This window comes from Soehngenia longivitae, assembly GCF_004684055.1.
GTDB classification, from domain to species: domain Bacteria; phylum Bacillota; class Clostridia; order Tissierellales; family Tissierellaceae; genus Soehngenia; species Soehngenia longivitae.
In genome coordinates, this window is sequence record NZ_SRIB01000005.1 from 1 (window position 1) to 15,585 (window position 15,585).

Consider the following 15,585-nt stretch of genomic DNA (forward strand, 5'->3'; position numbering starts at 1 on the left):
CCGCCGTATACGAGAACCGTACGTACGGTGGTGTGGGAGGTCGGAAAATAAAATAATTATTTTCCTCCTACCCGATTATATTTAATGAATACTTTTAACATGGTAATCATACAAACTATAAATTGAACACTAAATACAACTAATAACTTATCACCTTTCTACTTCTAGGTTAACTCAAATAAAGATTACAGCTATTTATGAATTTGGTTTTCTAGATATATAATTGACTATAATAAAAATGACCATAAATAGTTCAGTAGCTGAGAGTGAAATGATAATAGTTTCTACATTGGTAGTGGAGTAGATAAATAATATTGGTTTTAAAAATGTTTATTTAAATCTATTTGATATTTTTAATAATTGTTTTTCATGTTTTTCTAAAAAATCTTTAAACCCACAGTATGTTTCGGTTTCATTTAGATACATATTATATTTAAGCCTTTTACAGCCTCCTTTGCAATAATTAAAGTACTTACAATCTATGCAGAAATTAGATATAGAACTTCTGTCTGAAATAAATTTATTAGCATTTTTAGTAAATGGAAAATCCAACAAGTCTAAATTATTTATATTACCACAGAGGTATTGGTCAACTGCATAGAAATCGCAAGGATAGACATCGCCGTTTGCTTCTATTACATATTGAAAGTGGCAATTACCATCTATTCCACAAAAGCTTACTATTCCTTTATCCAAATATGAAATCAAGTTGTCAAAAAAACCTATGCTTATGTAATCATTCGGATCTAAAGCTCTAGACCACATTTGAAATAGCTCATTATAGAATTTACTAAAATTTTTAGGAGTTAATGCTGGAGAAGTAACTGGATTATTCCCCAAACCATTAATACAAGGTATGAATTGTATGAATTTAATATCTTCATTTTTTATGAAATCATATACTTCTTTAGCTCTTGATGCTAAGTCGTTAGTAAGAACAGAGATAACATTATAATTGACATTATAGGAATCGAATAATTTTTTTGTATGTTTAATCTTGTCGTAAGTTGGTAATCCATTGTGATCAGTCCTATATAAATTGTGAATATCCTCTAGACAGTCCCATGAAAGCCCCACCAAAAAATTATTTTCAGCAAAAAATTCACACCATTTTTCATCAATTAAAATACCGTTAGTTTGGATAGAATAGTTAATTTTTAGGTTATTTAATTCTTTTGATTTCATACTTGAAATAAATGATTCATAAAAATTTTTCCCAATTAATGTGGGCTCTCCTCCTTGAAATACTATGTTAACTTCGCTTAAATATTTTTGGTTTTTATGAATTTGACTTATGATTTCTTTCATCGTCGAGACAGACATAAATTTATTAGTGATTATTCTTTTATGCTTTACAACATCTTGATAAAAACAATAATTACAATTCAAATTGCATAAATTGGAAGAAGGTTTTATTAGCAATGATATACTTTTCATTTAATCAGTCCTTATTTTTAGTAGATAATTTTTTATTTCCTATACTTTATAAAATGAGCTTGATATAGATTTGAGTCGAAAATAATACTTGTTTTTTCTATCGGGATGTCATCTGGTGTGTAAGTTACATGAGTTATCTCTATTAAGGGGGTATTTAATTTGACTTTTAATAGTTCATGAAGTTTTTGATCAGGCATTAAAGCTCGTACAACTTGATGGCTGTATCCAATTTCTATATTTTTTTCTTTTTCTATGTATTCTATCTTTGATTTTTCAAGATTTTTTATTGTGATATCTGAAAACAAAGATACCGGTAAATATCCTTTTTCAAAACAATATGGGAAATCATCTCCAAGCAATATTCTTTCATAGTAGATAAGATTAGTACCCAACTCGGTGTTTAATTCTTCAGATAGTTGTTTATCAGATTTAACAAGTCTAAAATCTACTATTTTTGCACTTGGTATGATGTTTTTCATTCTCATTTCATCAGAAAATGAAATTATTTTAGACGATCTTCCGATTAGCACAGATGTTTTAGAATATATAACATAAGTACCACTACCTTGTATTTTTTCAATGTATTGTTTTTGTGCCAATACATGTAATGCTTGCCTTATTGTTATTCTACTCACATTGTAAATTTTGCATAATTTGGATTCTGTTGGTAGCTTTTCATTTTTCTTATATTCACCGTTTTCAATTGATTTTATTAGTTCGTTTGCTATCATCATATAAAGCGGTAGAGATCCCATAAGTGTCCTCCTAATTATTATTCAATATTCTAATTATATCAAATATAAAAAATATTTCTACTATAAATTTAATATTTGTATTATTACATTTTAAATTGTTATATCAAAATATGTCAAGTGCATTGTGCAATATATAAATCGATGATATATTGTATCTAACAAGTTTAAGGAGGGAGAAAGATGAATATTTTATATATTCATACTCATGATACAGGTAGAGTTATAAGTCCATATGGTTATAAAGTAAATACACCTAATATAGAAAGTTTTTGCAATGAAGCTGTATTTTTTCAAAATGCATTCAGTGTTGCACCAACATGTTCGCCTAGCAGAGCAGGACTATTGACTGGAGTTTATCCTCACCAAAATGGGATGCTTGGATTAGCGCAAAGAGGCTTTGAATTAAAAAGAGATCTACACATAGCCAATATATTAAGGGGAAATGGCTTTCTAACAGCTTTATGTGGTGTACAACATGAAATAGGATATTATACAGAACATGAAAAAGCTATCGGAACATTGGGGTATGAAATAGATTTAAGTGCTGACAATTCAAGTTATGAGGGAGAAGACTTAATACAGTGGGACATTGAAAATGCAAAGAATTTAGTTAATTTTCTCAAAGAATATGATAGAACTAAACCATTTTTCATTTCATACGGAATGCACGCTACACATAGAAAATTTCCTTCAAACATAGATGACGATCAAATCGTAGATTATTCAGTTCCACCGATCAATATAGTAAATAATGAAATAACTAGAGAAGATTTTGCAAGATACCAAACCAGTTTAAAAATAGCGGATTCAAATATAGGGACAATAATTTCTGCACTAAAAGAACTTGGTATTTATGATGACACCATTATCATTTTGACTACAGATCATGGGATAGCATTTCCTTTTGCTAAATGCACTCTGTTTGACAATGGTATAGGAGTTATGTTAGCGATACGAGTACCTAATTCAAAATATGAGGGAAGATCTTTTGAAGGCCTAATTTCTCACATAGATGTACTCCCAACTTTATTGGATTTGCTTGACATTAAAAAACCTGACTATCTTGAAGGTAAAAGTTTCGCAAAAATTTTTAATGGGGAAGATTATGTAGGAGATGATTTTGTATTTAGTGAAATAAATTTTCATACATCGTATGAGCCTGTAAGATCAGTTAGAACAGAGAGATATAAGTACATAAAGTACTTTGATAAGGAATATTTAAAGATAAACAAATCAAACATTGATTCATCACCAGTTAAGGATTTTTATATGGAAAATGGATTGAACGAATTTAAAAAAGACGAAGAATATTTATTTGATCTTTTCTATGACGTGTTTGAAAAAAACAACTTAGCAGAAAATGATGAATATCAGGATGTACTTAATTTCATGAGGAATAAGTTAGATGAGTTTATGATAAATACCGATGATCCTTTGCTAAAAGGGCCAATTGAGGTAAAAAAAGAATGGAAAGTTAATAAAAGAGAATCTGTGGCTGCAGAATCTAAAAATCCTGAAGATTATGACAGCTTAGGTTCTAAATTTGGGGGGAGAGCATGAAAGCAATTATATTAGTTGGTCACGGCAATTTACCTAATGCTATGAAAGAAGCAATTAAAATGATTACTGGAGAAGAAGATGGGATATTTTCTGTTCCATTACTTCCGGAATATGGGAAAAAGGAATACTTAGACAAATTAGATGAACTAGATGAGCAGCTAAGAAATTATGATAAAATCTTCATTTTTGCTGACATTAAAGGGGGCTCTCCTGCTAATACAGCATATGAAAAATTTTCTAAAGATAGAAGAGCTATTGTCTTTACTGGGATGAATTTGCCAATGGTACTTTCTGCTGCTATGGGAGAGGAAGTTACCGAAAACATTTTAAACGATGCTAAAGGCTCCATGATGGTTATTGTTGACAATTATAGAGAATCATTCGTACAAAAAAATGAAGGGGAGGTGGAAAGAGTGGATCATAAATCTGAATTAAAAAATGAAAATAAACAGAACTATACTATTAAAGGAGTGAGAGTTGATTATCGCGGAATACATGGGCAAGTAGCTACTGCATGGACTAGTAACTTGGGGATAGACAGAATTATTGTCATTGATGATTACATAATAAAAGATGATGTTCAGAAAGCAGCTTTAAAAATGGCAAAACCCAATTCTGTTAAATTATCTGTTTTGTCAGTTGAGAAAGCGTTTGAGAGGTTAAATGATAGTGAAGCATATCTTGGGGAAAACATCCTAGTTATAATAACAAATATTGAAACGTTGTCTAAGTTGGATAAATTAGGCTACAGATTTAAAGAAGTAAACATAGGAAATGTTCCAAGAAGAGAAGGGACTACACAATATAGAAAGACCGTTTACTTAAATGAGGAAGAAAAAAACATTATAAAGCAATTGATTAATAATGGCACAGATTTTTTTGCACAAATGGTACCTAACGATCCAAAAGTTGATTTTAATAATCTAATAATTTAATGGAGGGGTAAAAATGGAATTATGGCAAGCGTTATTAATAGGTTTGTTTGCTTACCTAGGAAGGAATCAAGTACCATGGCTTTTTGGAACTACAGGGGGATGGTACGGGATAGGTAGACCTTTAGTTGCAGGACTTATCTGTGGGGTTATTTTAGGTGATGTTACTGCTGGTGTATTATGTGGAGTAGCAGTACAAGCAATATTCATTGGACAAATAACTCCTGGTGGAGCAGTTCCATCAGATATGAACTTGGCAGCATATATAGGGATACCTTTGGCAATTGCAGCTGGTGGTGGAGCAGAGACAGCTGTTGCTTTAGCAATACCATTAGGAGCATTGGGAGTTGCACTTCATAATTTTACTATGACTGTTCAAGCAGCATTTTCTCACAGAGCTGATAGATGTGCTGAAAAAGCTGATGCTAGAGGAGTTAGAATTTCGAATGTTATGGGAACTTCAGTCTCATTCTTAGAAAGATTTTTTATTGTATCTTTAACTTGCTATTTTGGAGCACCATTTGCAGAAAGCTTATTAGCTAGTTTACCTGCAATAGTACTTGAATTTTTAGCTGTTGGAGGGAAGATGCTTCCTGCATTAGGTTTTGCAATTTTATTAAAGCAAATTCTTGATGAAAAATGGATGATATTATTGTTCATTCTAGGGTGGGTATTTATGTCTTCATTTAATATAACAATAACATCTTTAGTATTTATTGCAGCATCTTTATCATTAATTTATGTTATGGCTAAATACAGTAAATATGGGGCAGTACAAACAGAAAATGGAACAGTAAATGAATCGAACGGATTTAAAGATGAGGAGGGTAATTATGAAGAATAAAAGAAAACTCACTAAGAAAGATGTTTCAAAAGCTTCATTAAGATGGCTTTTCTTTCATCAAAGCTCTCACAATTATGAAAGAATGATGGGTACAGGGTTTGCACACAGCTTATCGGGTGCTCTCGAGAAATTATATGAAGATGATAAAGAAGGATTGAAAGACGCACTGCAGAGAAATTTGACATTTTTCAACACTGAACCTCAACTTGGATCAATTATACCAGGTATTTGTCTAGCGTTAGAAGAATCTCATGCTATAGACGGAGATGTTGAACCAGAAGTAATATTGAGTACAAAGAATGCCTTAATGGGCCCGTTTGCTGGGATAGGGGATTCACTACTTGTGGGAACATTAAATCCTATATTGCTAAGCATAGGTATTGGCTTATCTGCTAACGGGTCACCAATCGGTGCTATAGTATTTTTGACCTTGTGGTTAGCTATTGTACTACCAATCAAATATGGACTATTCGTAAGAGGATATTCACTTGGACTTGATGCTGTTAGTATACTCACTAACGATAGAACTAAGAAAATAGTAACTACAACTTTGACTATGGTAGGGTTGATTGTAATTGGAGGCGTTGCTTCTACTGTAATTAAAGCACCTATAGCATTACAATATAAAGCTGGAGACATGGTTATCAGCATTCAAGAAATATTAGATAAAATAATGCCTAATCTCATGCCTTTAATTGTCGCTCTAGTTAGCTATTACTTAGTCGATAAGAAAGGATGGAGCACAAACAAACTTCTTCTCGGAATATTAGTATTTGCATTTGTGATGGTATTACTTGGCATTATGTAACATATGATTTTATAGAAAGAACCTCATTACTGAAACAGTAATGAGGTTCTTTGAGCTTTAGATTTTGTTATAATGATTTTGATTATATCTATTCTCTAAATACGATGCCATAAATTAAATAGTTTAGTCCTGCTACTAATAGGATTAGACCAATTAAAACTGAAACTGTTATCCAAGTGATTAGAGGATTAAGAAGTAATAGTATTCCAAAGAGCAGAAGTAGAATATTAATTACTATATTTGTAGTGTAAATAGCTGAACTAAATTTTTTGTAATCTCCAATTGAGAAAAAATTTTGTATAGCCTCTACTATAAACCACACTGCCACTGCATATGTCATGATATTTATTGCAAATTCTGTTTTAAACAACAATAATATTCCAAATAAAGTCAATAAGATACCGAAGAATAACATAAACTTAGCTTTGAAATTAAACTCTTCTTTAATATTCCAATAAGATATTATCAACATAATTCCTCTTACTAAACTTACTGCTCCAATAATCATTGCCAAAGTAGTAACTGTAGCTAAAGGATTTACAAAAGCAGCAATACTAGCCACTATCATTATCAAACCACCTAAAATGTACAGTATATTTCTTTTATTCACAAGATCCCCTCCTATTAAATTCTTACATTTAATTGTTACCCTAAAAATACCAATTAAAAACAATTTAAAGTTTATATCACTAAAATTAAACTGTGTGATATAATTAAATTAAAATTTTGAATAAGTAAAATACTGGAGAGTGGTTTAAATGAAAGATTTAATACCAACTAAGGTTGAAAGTTTATACATAAGAAAAGCTACTAGAGAAGATGTGCCTTTGATTTTGAAATTTATCAAAGAGTTGGCTGATTACGAAAAAATGCTTGATCAAGTAGTAGCAACAGAAGAGATAATTGAAGATTCAATATTTAACAGAAAAAAAGCTGAAGTCGTGTTTGCTGTTTATGATGGCGAAGAAGTCGGGTTTGCGCTGTATTTTAATAATTTTTCGACTTTTTTAGGGAAACCTGGGTTATATTTGGAAGATTTATATGTAAGAGAGCAAATGAGGGGAAGAGGTATAGGTAAAACACTTTTAGCTTATTTGGCAAAGACAGCTGTAGAACAAGATTGTGGAAGATTTGAATGGTGGTGTTTAGATTGGAATAAACCATCGATTGATTTTTATTTGAAATTAGGGTCTATACCAATGGATGAATGGACAGTTTATAGAGTGTGCGATGATGCATTAATTGAATTAGCAAAGGAATTCTAAATACACATATTTGGAGGATAAAATGAAAATAGAATGGAATAAAAAATATACAACTATTTCAGCATATTCCATTATAGTTGTGTTTATTAGCATGCTTTTTTACATAATAATCTCAGAATTTGGATTATTTATAGCTGGTTTAAACAGGTATATAAAAGTTTTTGCCCCATTTACAATAGGATTTGCAATAGCCTATCTAGCAAATTTTATAATGGATTTTATTGAAAGGAAAGCAATAAGCCCATTATTATCTAAACGAAAAGGAAATAAAGTAAAGAGGATAGTTAGTTTATTATTGACATATTTATTGTTGATTGCTGGTTTATTTTTATTTATTTACCTAGTTTTACCACAACTGATCAATTCTGTAACTGGTGCAGTTTATATGGTTATTAATAATTATGATTCCTTATCTAAAAGCATAATTGATTTTATAAGTAAATTAAACATATCACAGTCATACATTGATGACATTGTTTTAAGATGGAATAATTTTGTTGACAATATAATTAATTTTATTTCCAATTCATTGCCATTAATAGGCACTTATGCAGGAAGATTATTTTCAAGTATATGGAACATAATATTAGGAATTATTATTTCTGTTTACATGCTAATCGATAAAGAGAGATTTTCTATGTTGCTAAAGAAACTGAATTTTAGCATTTTTTCAAAAGAAAGAGCAACGAGAAACATTGAGTTGACAAAGAGAGCAGACAATATATTTGGAAGATTCTTAGTTGGGAAGATTATCGATTCGATAATAATTGCGATTTTAACTTATATAGTTTTAATTATCACAAAAATGCCATATTCATTATTAATCGCTTTTATAATAGGAGTAACAAATATTATCCCTTTTTTTGGACCTTTTATTGGAGCGATACCTTCATTTTTTATCATACTATTTGTTTCGCCTATTAAAGCTCTTTGGTTTTTAGTAATTATTTTGATAATTCAGCAGCTAGATGGTAACTTAATTGGACCTAAAATCCTTGGAGATTCACTTGGTATATCAGCATTTTGGATATTGTTTTCACTATTAATATCTGGAGAAATATTTGGATTTATTGGTTTGATTATAGGGGTTCCACTTTTTGTATTTATTTATTCAATTGTCAAAGATAATGTGGAAAAGCGACTTCTAAAGAAAGGTTTGCCTGTAGAAACAAATAAATATAAGGAGTATTAATTAACAATGTATTTTGAATATGGGAACTTAGAAAAAGATTATTTGACTAAGAAAGATAATAATATGGCGATGGCCATTACTCAATATGGACACATATATAGAGAAGTAGAAAAAGACATCTTTAAAGCTTTGATTAAAAACATATTAAGTCAGCAAATATCTTCCAAAGCCTATGAAACTATTTTGAACAAGTTTATAGACCTGACAAAAGATTTTGATAAAAAGAGATTATTAACAATTGATGAAATTGATTATAGAAAATGTGGAATAAGTAAAAGAAAAGCAGAATATATAAAGACAATTATAGGTCAAAAATACATTTATGGATACGACTTTGATGCATTGAAAAATCTAAGCGATGATGAAGTAATTGATGCTTTGATAAAGTTTCCTGGAGTTGGTAAATGGACTGCTCAAATGACATTAATCTTTTCGCTTGAAAGAAAGGATATCTTATCCGTTGATGATTTTGGAATTAAAAAAGGGCTGTCTATGATGTATGGTGAACATATAAATGATAGAATTGCAATCGGGAAATATAAAGATATGTTTAGCCCATATTCTACAATTGCTTCATTTTATATCTGGGAAATAGCTATGGATAAAGAATTTAATAAATGGTATTCAAATAGAACTGTATGATAGATATTTTAAAAATATAATGCTTTAAGGCGAGTAATATATTTTTTCAAAATCAGCTAAATTTTATTTTGTATTTGTATTGACAAGCATTAGTCGAATTGTTATACTTATTTAAGTCAGCACAAATTAGATATCATTTATTTTGGATATCAATTTTAAATATATCACTGATTATTTTTTTGCGGGTGTAGCTCAGTGGTAGAGCACTGGCTTCCCAAGCCAGCTGCGAGGGTTCGATTCCCTTCACCCGCTCCACCAAATGCATGGTGGGTATGGCCTAGTTGGTTAGGGCGCCAGATTGTGGCTCTGGAGGTCATGGGTTCGAATCCCATTACCCACCCCATAGTTGATCCATTAGCTCAGTCGGCAGAGCACCTGACTTTTAATCAGGGTGTCCCGCGTTCGAGTCGCGGATGGATCACCATTATATGACTCATTAGCTCAGTTGGTAGAGCACCTGACTCTTAATCAGGGTGTCCAGGGTTCGAGCCCCTGATGGGTCACCACTTGCGGGAATGGCGGAATTGGCAGACGCGCTAGACTTAGGATCTAGTGTCATTGACGTGGGGGTTCAAGTCCTCTTTCCCGCACCAGATCAACCAGAGAATAATTTCTCTGGTTTTTAAATTTTTACTTATTGTTGTTTTTTTTGTGATATAATTAAATAAGTAGAATTTATATGCACCCTTAGCTCAGTTGGATAGAGTCGCTGGCTTCGAACCAGTTGGTCGGGGGTTCGAGTCCCTCAGGGTGCACCATTTAAGCCTTATCACAACAGATAAGGTTTTTTGTTTTTTTATATTGATTTTATGCTATACTTAAATTAATGGAGGAGAAAATGAATATTTATATTCCTGAATACGTGAATAAAATTATATATATATTAGAATCAAATGGATATGAAGCATATCTAGTTGGTGGTTGTGTGAGGGATAATATAATTGGTAAGAAACCGTATGATTATGATGTAGCTACAAACGCGACACCCAAGGAGTTAGAAACAATTTTTAGAGACTTTAAAATTGTCGACATAGGGAAAAAGTTTGGGACTATAACGGTTGTTATGAAAGAAGGTCAAGTTGAAGTTACTACATTTAGAATAGAAGATAAATACATCAAAGGTAGGAAGCCTATGGATGTAAAATATATATCAAACTTAACAGAAGATCTCAAAAGAAGAGATTTTACTGTAAATGCAATTGCATATAATCCTAAAGTTGGTTTTATAGATCCTTTCGGGGGAATTAATGATTTGAAATTGAGAACGATAAGATGTGTTGGAGATCCGAACGAGAGGTTAAAAGAGGATTATTTAAGGATACTTAGAGTTGTTAGATTTGCCACACAACTTGGGTTTACAATAGATGTCCAAACAGCCAATGCGTGTGCTAAATTTTCTAGCAAATTAAAGGATATTAGCAAAGAAAGAATAAGAGATGAATTTATAAAAATACTTTTATCTGATAAACCTTCCTATGGTATCAGACTTATGAAGGATCTAGGGATATTGCAGGTTATTTTGCCTGAAATGATCCCAGCAATAGGATTTGACCAGAGGAATCCACATCATGATTTAACTGTTTTTGAGCATACCTTAGAGGTTTTGGATAATGCACCTAAAGTATTAGAAGTTAGAGTTGCTGCATTGTTTCATGATATAGGGAAACCATATACTTTTAAGTTGGATGAAAATGGAATAGGGCATTTTTATGGACATGAAAAAACTAGTGTTGAGATCACAAAAGAGGTTTTAACCAGGTTACATTTTTCAAATGAGTTAATTAAGAATTCTTTAGTATTGATAAATGAGCATATGAATTATTCTAAAGATTTAAATAAGAAATATGTAAAAAGGCAATTACAAAGAATAGGTTACGATAATTTAAACAATTTAATTGATCTTCAAATTGCTGATAAACTCAGCAAAAAAGGAGATAAAGACTTGAGTTATTTTGAGGAGAAGAGAAGAATTTTAAGAGAAATCGTAGAAGAACCATATTTAAGAAATCATTTAAATGTCAATGGAGATGATTTAAAAGCTTTAGGCATAGAAGAAGGTCCATTACTAGGTGAAATTTTAGATTATTTACTCGAAGTAGTGATTGAAAATCCTAAGAAAAATAATAAGTCTGATTTATTAGAGATAGTAAAGAGAAAGTATTTAAAAAATTGATTTAAATGAAGGAGGCTAATATGGGGAAATTATTTGGTACTGATGGAGTCAGGGGTGTAGCTAATAAAGAACTTACACCTGAACTTGCATACGAGATTGGAAGAGCTGGAGGATTTGTTTTAACTCATGGAAACAGAGGGACAGTAATTGTGGGTAAAGATACAAGAGCATCATCCGACATGCTTGAAGCTGCAATTAGTGCAGGCTTATGTTCAATAGGACTCGATGTTATACAAGTTGGCATTATACCAACACCAGCAGTAGCCTATTTAACACGTAAATATAAGGCTTTAGCAGGTGTTGTAATTTCAGCTTCACACAATCCTTATGAATATAACGGGATAAAATTTTTTAGTGCAGATGGCTATAAACTGCCTGATGAAATTGAAGATGAGATAGAAGATATTTTATTAAATAATAAATCTATTGAGCTGAGACCTATTAAAAACAGCATTGGAAGGATATATTATGAAAAAGATGCTCCGATGCATTATAAAGAGTATTTAAAAGAAAAGATTGGAATTGACCTCAAGGGCTATAAAATCGCTATGGACTGTGGAAATGGAGCTTTGTACAAGATAGGGCCTGAGATAATTAGAGAACTAAATGGTGATGTGATTGCAATAAACACTCAACCTGATGGAACAAATATAAATGATAATTGTGGTTCTACAAATCCTCATCTCGCTCAGCAACTAGTTTTAGATACAAATGCAGATTTAGGAATTTCATTTGATGGAGATGGAGATAGGATTATTGCAATAGATGAAAAAGGTAGAATTATCGATGGAGATCATTTGCTTGCGATTTGTGGCAGATTTTTAAAAAAGCAAAATCACTTAAATGATAATACAATAGTTGCCACTGTAATGAGCAATATGGGGTTAGAAGTATTCTTATCTCAAAATGGGATTAATTTAATGAGAACTCCTGTTGGGGATAGATATATAATTGAAGAGATGAAAAAAAGAAATTTTGTACTTGGAGGAGAACAGTCAGGCCATATTATTTTCATGGATTTAAATACTACTGGAGATGGTTTAGCGACAGGATTGCAATTGCTAAAAATAATGATAAATGAGAATGAAAAAGCTTCGTCTCTAAATGACTTAGTGGAGAACTTTCCACAAGTGCTAATAAATGCTAGAGTTAAACCGGAGAATAAAAATAAGTTTTTAAACTTTCCAGAAATAGAGAATGCAATTAAAGAATTGGAGAAAAAATTTAGTGGGTCAGGAAGAGTGTTGATAAGACCATCAGGGACAGAACCACTAGTAAGGGTTATGATAGAAGGGAAGGATTACGATTGGATAAAAAAAGAAGCAGAAAACTTGGCATTTTTGATAGAAAAAATATTATTATAGAATAGGGGAATGAATATGATTATTGTAGCGGACTCTAGTTGCGATGTTAATAAGGAAATAATGGATTCAATAAATATTAAAGAAATTGAAGACAAAATAAATGACACGTTATCAATAGATTTAGTTCCATTTAAAATTTATGTTGATGGGACTGAATTTGTAGACGATAAAAATCTCGATAGGGACAAATTGATAAAATTTATGCATGATAGTCCAAATCCAATAAGAACATCTTGTCCTTCACCAGGAGAGTTTTTAGAATCATTTATGAAGAGTACTACATCTTTTGCCATTACAATTTCAAAAGAATTATCAGGAGCATACAATTCAGCAGTTACGGCAAAAAATATTGCATTGGAGCAAAAAAATAAGTTCATTCATATTTTTAACTCTAAATCTGCTAGTACAGGTGAAGTGTTGATATTTTTAAAGTTAATTGAGGAAATAAAAAAAGGAATTTCGAATAATGAAATAGTAAATAATGTAGAACAATACATCTCCGATATGAAGACATATTTTATTTCTGAAGATTTGGGAAATTTAATTAAAAATGGTAGGATTTCTAAAATCAATGGTTTAATTGCTAATATCTTAAATGTAAAGTTAATAATGAAAAGCAATGAATTAGGAGAAATAGAGTTAGCAGAGAAAGTGAGAGGATCAAGCAAAGTATTTAATAGACTTGCTGAGATAATAGAAAGTACAAATGTAAATTTTTCAGAGAGAATAGCTGTTATTTCACATGCAAATGCAATTGAAAAAGCTTTAGGATTGAAAGCAAAAATAGAGAAACTTAGATTCAAAGATATAATAATTGTTGAAACTAATGGATTGTCAACATCATATGTAAATGATGGTGGTGTGATAATAAGTTTTTAGAAAACAATGACACATATTTTGATATTAAACGAGCTATACATTTGAGATAAAAAGATGAAAAGGAAGGTCTCTGATGTATTGTTATTTGTGAAAACGAAAAAATCAGAGGTTCCTTTCTTTTAAAAACTTTAACTGAAGATGCATAAAAAACTAATTTTTGATATGTTGACAAAATAGCATTAAATGCTATAATTATAAAGGCAAGCAAATTTTAAGCATTTTGCGGGAATGGCGGAATTGGCAGACGCGCTAGACTTAGGATCTAGTGTCATTGACGTGGGGGTTCGAGTCCTCTTTCCCGCACCAGAATCAACCAGTGGTATCAGCCATTGGTTTTTTTATATACTGTTTATTTATATTAAAATTTTGTCAGTTATGATATAATAATTTGATGGAAGAAAAGCGAAAAATTATCATAGGAGGTTCATTAATGAAAGTTGATTATGTAAAAAGAGAAAATAACACAGTTTACTTTGACGCTCAATTCACACCAGAGGAGTTTGAAGAATCAGTACAAAAGGCTTATATAGCTAATAGATCAAGATTTAATATACCTGGATTTAGAAAGGGAAAAGCACCAAGACAATTGATAGAATTAAATTATGGGAAAGAAATTTTCTATGAAGATGCAATCAATGATTTATTACCAGAAGCATACTCATATGCTATAGATGAATTTAAATTGGAACCAGTTAATAGGCCTGATGTAGATATCGAAGACATAGACAAAGACAAACCTATTGTTGCTAAATTTAGCGTAGAAGTTAAACCTGAAGTAAAACTAGGAGATTACAGTAATTTAGAAATAGAAAAAACTGATTACTCTGTAACTGATGAAATGATAAATGCAGAACTTGAAAGAGTAAGAGACATGAATGCAAGAATTATTGATGCAGGTGAAAGAGAAATTGTTGATAAGGATATATTAACTATTGATTATGAGGGATATATTGATGGAGAACCATTTGAAGGTGGAAGTGCAAAAGATCAAACTTTGGAAATTGGCTCTGGACAATTTATTCCTGGTTTTGAAGAAGGATTAATTGGAAAGAAAAAGGGAGAAGAAGTTGAAATCAATGTAAAGTTCCCAGAAGATTATTTTGAGGAATCTTTAAAAGGAAAAGATGCCACTTTTAAAGTAAACATAAAAGAAGTTAAATATAAAGAACTACCAGAATTAGATGACGAGTTTGCTATGGATGTAAGCGAATTTGAAACATTAGAAGAATACAAACAAAGTATTAAAGAAGAATTGGAGAAATCTTTAAAAGAGCAAGAAAACATTGATTTAGAGAATAAAATTGTGGAGAAATTAGTAGAAATATCGGAATTTGAGATTCCAGAAGCTATGATCGAGTCACAAATAGATTCAGAACTAGACAATTTTGATTATAGAATGAAAATGCAAGGATTTAGCCTTGAAAAATATCTCGAGTTAACTAATATGAACATTGAACAGATGAGAGAAAGCTTTAGAGAAGTGGCAAAGAAGAAAGTAGAAGCACAATTAGTTTTAGAAGCTGTTGCAAAAAATGAAAAAATTGAGGCAACAGACGAAGACATACAAAAAGAATTAGAAAAAATAGCTGAGTTTTATGATCCGGATAATAAAGAGAAATTCATCGAGGACATGAAAAAGGGAGATTTAAATTTCTTAAAAGAGGGTATTATAAATGACAAGGTTTTAGATTTGCTTAAACAAAGAGTAAAATTTGTACAAATGGAGGGGTAAAT

General features: G+C 31.1%; 14 protein-coding genes and 7 tRNA genes. 18 read left to right on the forward strand and 3 right to left on the reverse strand.

Annotated features, from left to right (window positions below):
* Positions 1–330: 330 nt before the first annotated feature.
* Both E4100_RS04450 and E4100_RS04455 read right to left on the reverse strand, forming a co-directional pair.
* Positions 331–1,437: a radical SAM/SPASM domain-containing protein gene (locus tag E4100_RS04450; protein WP_135270849.1), complete on the reverse strand. Its 1,107-nt coding sequence runs from the start codon at positions 1,435–1,437 to the stop codon at positions 331–333.
* A gap of 32 nt (positions 1,438–1,469) precedes the next feature.
* Positions 1,470–2,192, reverse strand: a complete 723-nt coding sequence (locus E4100_RS04455; RefSeq protein WP_135270850.1) for a GntR family transcriptional regulator — start codon at positions 2,190–2,192, stop codon at positions 1,470–1,472.
* 180 nt (positions 2,193–2,372) lie between these two features.
* On the opposite strand from E4100_RS04455, the gene E4100_RS04460 reads away from it, so the two are divergent.
* The 4 genes from E4100_RS04460 to E4100_RS04475 are packed head-to-tail and all read left to right on the forward strand — an operon-like array spanning position 2,373 to position 6,336.
* The gene (locus tag E4100_RS04460; RefSeq protein WP_135270851.1) at positions 2,373–3,752 is read left to right on the forward strand and encodes a sulfatase family protein; all 1,380 of its coding nucleotides are present in this window, start codon (positions 2,373–2,375) and stop codon (positions 3,750–3,752) included.
* Complete coding sequence (locus tag E4100_RS04465; protein WP_135270852.1) at positions 3,749–4,687, forward strand: PTS sugar transporter subunit IIAB; 939 nt, start codon at positions 3,749–3,751, stop codon at positions 4,685–4,687. Before E4100_RS04460 ends, E4100_RS04465 begins: the two co-directional genes overlap by 4 nt.
* Before the next feature lie 13 nt (positions 4,688–4,700).
* The gene (locus tag E4100_RS04470) at positions 4,701–5,528 is read left to right on the forward strand and encodes a PTS mannose/fructose/sorbose/N-acetylgalactosamine transporter subunit IIC (RefSeq protein WP_135270853.1); all 828 of its coding nucleotides are present in this window, start codon (positions 4,701–4,703) and stop codon (positions 5,526–5,528) included.
* Complete coding sequence (locus E4100_RS04475; protein WP_135270854.1) at positions 5,518–6,336, forward strand: PTS system mannose/fructose/sorbose family transporter subunit IID; 819 nt, start codon at positions 5,518–5,520, stop codon at positions 6,334–6,336. Before E4100_RS04470 ends, E4100_RS04475 begins: the two co-directional genes overlap by 11 nt.
* Positions 6,337–6,424: 88 nt before the next feature.
* On the opposite strand, the gene E4100_RS04480 is transcribed toward E4100_RS04475, so the two are convergent.
* Positions 6,425–6,946 (reverse strand): DUF308 domain-containing protein, encoded by a 522-nt coding sequence (locus tag E4100_RS04480; RefSeq protein ID WP_135270855.1) that lies wholly within the window; start codon positions 6,944–6,946, stop codon positions 6,425–6,427.
* A gap of 148 nt (positions 6,947–7,094) precedes the next feature.
* Here E4100_RS04480 and E4100_RS04485 point away from each other — a divergent pair, with 148 nt between their 5' ends.
* The 14 genes from E4100_RS04485 to tig all read left to right on the forward strand — a co-directional run bounded on the left by E4100_RS04485 (position 7,095) and on the right by tig (position 15,583).
* A complete protein-coding gene (locus E4100_RS04485; RefSeq protein ID WP_209315270.1) occupies positions 7,095–7,601 on the forward strand; it encodes a GNAT family N-acetyltransferase in 507 nt (168 codons plus the stop codon).
* A gap of 22 nt (positions 7,602–7,623) precedes the next feature.
* Positions 7,624–8,793: an AI-2E family transporter gene (locus E4100_RS04490; RefSeq protein ID WP_135270856.1), complete on the forward strand. Its 1,170-nt coding sequence runs from the start codon at positions 7,624–7,626 to the stop codon at positions 8,791–8,793.
* 6 nt (positions 8,794–8,799) lie between these two features.
* On the forward strand, positions 8,800–9,435 hold the full coding sequence (locus E4100_RS04495; RefSeq protein WP_135270857.1) for a DNA-3-methyladenine glycosylase family protein: 636 nt from the start codon (positions 8,800–8,802) through the stop codon (positions 9,433–9,435).
* Between the two features lie 181 nt (positions 9,436–9,616).
* A tRNA-Gly gene (locus E4100_RS04500) sits at positions 9,617–9,690 on the forward strand.
* Positions 9,691–9,701: 11 nt separating this feature from the next.
* A tRNA-His gene (locus E4100_RS04505) sits at positions 9,702–9,778 on the forward strand.
* 5 nt (positions 9,779–9,783) lie between these two features.
* Positions 9,784–9,859: transfer RNA gene (locus E4100_RS04510), tRNA-Lys, on the forward strand.
* Positions 9,860–9,865: 6 nt separating this feature from the next.
* Positions 9,866–9,941: transfer RNA gene (locus E4100_RS04515), tRNA-Lys, on the forward strand.
* A 3-nt stretch (positions 9,942–9,944) separates the two neighbouring features.
* Positions 9,945–10,028, forward strand: a tRNA-Leu gene (locus E4100_RS04520).
* A gap of 88 nt (positions 10,029–10,116) precedes the next feature.
* Positions 10,117–10,193, forward strand: a tRNA-Arg gene (locus E4100_RS04525).
* An 80-nt stretch (positions 10,194–10,273) separates the two neighbouring features.
* Positions 10,274–11,608, forward strand: a complete 1,335-nt coding sequence (locus E4100_RS04530; RefSeq protein ID WP_167792075.1) for a CCA tRNA nucleotidyltransferase — start codon at positions 10,274–10,276, stop codon at positions 11,606–11,608.
* A 20-nt stretch (positions 11,609–11,628) separates the two neighbouring features.
* Entirely contained in the window at positions 11,629–12,972 is a 1,344-nt protein-coding gene (gene glmM, locus E4100_RS04535) for a phosphoglucosamine mutase (RefSeq protein WP_135270859.1), read from the forward strand.
* Positions 12,973–12,987: 15 nt separating this feature from the next.
* The gene (locus E4100_RS04540) at positions 12,988–13,851 is read left to right on the forward strand and encodes a DegV family protein (RefSeq protein WP_245196358.1); all 864 of its coding nucleotides are present in this window, start codon (positions 12,988–12,990) and stop codon (positions 13,849–13,851) included.
* A gap of 222 nt (positions 13,852–14,073) precedes the next feature.
* Positions 14,074–14,157: transfer RNA gene (locus tag E4100_RS04545), tRNA-Leu, on the forward strand.
* A gap of 124 nt (positions 14,158–14,281) precedes the next feature.
* Positions 14,282–15,583, forward strand: coding sequence for a trigger factor (gene tig / locus E4100_RS04550; protein ID WP_135270861.1), 1,302 nt, complete (start codon positions 14,282–14,284; stop codon positions 15,581–15,583).
* Positions 15,584–15,585 lie beyond the last annotated feature (2 nt).